This is a genomic window from Streptomyces sp. NPDC059456 (assembly GCF_042750055.1).
Lineage (GTDB): Bacteria > Actinomycetota > Actinomycetes > Streptomycetales > Streptomycetaceae > Streptomyces.
Genome location: NZ_JBHYVA010001034.1, coordinates 1 through 1,932, shown reverse-complemented (window position 1 = coordinate 1,932; position 1,932 = coordinate 1). Strand labels below are relative to the sequence as shown.

Annotated in this window: 1 protein-coding gene; it reads left to right on the top strand. The window is 73.7% G+C overall.

The annotated features are described in order from the left end of the window. Positions 1-529 precede the first annotated feature (529 nt). The gene (locus ACFXA3_RS41855) at positions 530-1,891 is read left to right on the top strand and encodes a bifunctional o-acetylhomoserine/o-acetylserine sulfhydrylase (RefSeq protein WP_385196647.1); all 1,362 of its coding nucleotides are present in this window, start codon (positions 530-532) and stop codon (positions 1,889-1,891) included. Positions 1,892-1,932 lie beyond the last annotated feature (41 nt).

Here is a 1,932-nt window from a genome sequence, read left to right as displayed (position 1 = left end):
ACCGGCGCGGTGGGGGCGGCGGTGGTGCGTCCCACCGTTCGGCCGGGAGGCCTGGCGCGCCCCGCACCGCCTGTGGTTACCTGGGTCCATGACCGTACTCGTGACCCGTCGCCACGTCGACTACGTGCGTGTCACGACCACGGGTTGTCCCGTCACCCGCTGACGCGGCGCCGCGCGGCATCGCTCCGCGCTTCCCACCCGTCACCTCGCTGACCCGCCATGGGCACGTCCCGCCATGGGTACGTCCCGCCATGGGTACGTCCCGCCATGGGTACGTCCCGCTGTGGGTACGTCCCGCTGTGCGTACATCCCGTCGCACCCGCCCCCGTCGTACCCGCCCGCCGAGCCTGCTGCGGCCGCGGCAGTCGTACGGGCAGGTCACGTGGCGGGCCACGGCTCCGAGGTGAACTCCCCCACGCGCCGCCCGCGCCGGCCCCCTCTGCCCGCACCCGCACGGGATTCCGCACATCCCTTCCGGCCTCCCGTGGCCGCTCGCCCCCGCCGTCCGCACGCACCGCCGAGGAGACCCATGAGCCAGCCCGTCGACGCCGTCACCGCAGGCCACACCCCCGAGAGCGAGCCCGCCGGATCCGGGACGCCGGCCTGGTCCTTCGAGACCAGGCAGCTCCACGCCGGCACCGCCCCCGACCCGGTCACCGGTGCCCGCGCGGTCCCCATCTACCAGACCACCTCGTTCGTCTTCCGCGACACCCGGCACGCCTCCGACCTGTTCTCCCTCGCCGAACCCGGGAACATCTACACCCGCATCCACAACCCCACCCAGGACGCCTTCGAGCAGCGCATCGCCTCCCTGGAGGGCGGCGTCGCGGCCGTCGCCCTCGCCTCCGGGCAGGCCGCGGAGACCCTCGCGATCCTGAACCTGGCCTCCGCCGGGGACCACGTCGTCTCCAGCGCCTCCCTCTACGGCGGCACGTACAACCTGTTCCACCACACCCTGCCGAAGTTCGGCATCGAGGTGTCCTTCGTCGAGGATCCCGACGACCTCGACGCCTGGCGGGCCGCCGTACGCCCCCGCACCAAGGCCCTGTTCGCGGAGACCCTCGGCAACCCGCGCGGCAACGTCCTCGACGTCCGCGGCGTGGCCGACGTCGCACACACGGCGGGACTGCCGCTCATAGTCGACAACACCGTTCCCACGCCGTACCTGCTGCGCCCCATCGAGCACGGGGCGGACGTCGTCGTCCACTCCGCCACCAAGTTCCTCGGCGGGCACGGCACCACCCTCGGCGGCGTGGTCGTCGACGCGGGCACCTTCGACTTCGGCGCGCACCCCGAGCGCTTCCCCGACTTCACCGAGCCCGACCCCAGCTACCACGGCCTGCGCTACTGGCCCGCCCTCGGCGCGGGCGCGTACGCCGTCAAGCTGCGCGTGCAACTGCTGCGCGACCTCGGCCCCGCCATCGCACCGCACTCCGCGTTCCTGCTCCTGCAGGGCGTGGAGACGCTGAGCCTGCGCCTGGAGCGGCACTCGTCGAACGCCCTGGCCCTGGCGCAGTGGCTCGAACGGCGTGACGAGGTTTCGGCGGTGCACTACCCCGGCCTGCCGTCCAACCGCTGGTACGAGGCGGCCGGGCGCTACCTGCCGCGCGGCGCGGGGGCCGTCCTCTCCTTCGAGCTGCGCGGCGGCGTCGAGGCGGGCCGGCGGTTCGTGGACGGGCTGCAGCTGTTCAGCCACCTCGCGAACATCGGCGACGTCCGCAGTCTCGTCATCCACCCCGCGTCCACCACCCACAGCCAGCTCGACGAGGCGCAGCTCGCCGCCACCGGCACCACTGCGGGGCTCGTGCGCCTGTCGGTCGGCATCGAGAACGCGGCCGATCTGAAGGCCGACCTGGAGGCCGGCTTCCGCGCCGCGAAGGAGGCGTCCTGAACCCCGCCGCGGCGGCCGAGGCCGACGCGGGTCCCCTTCCC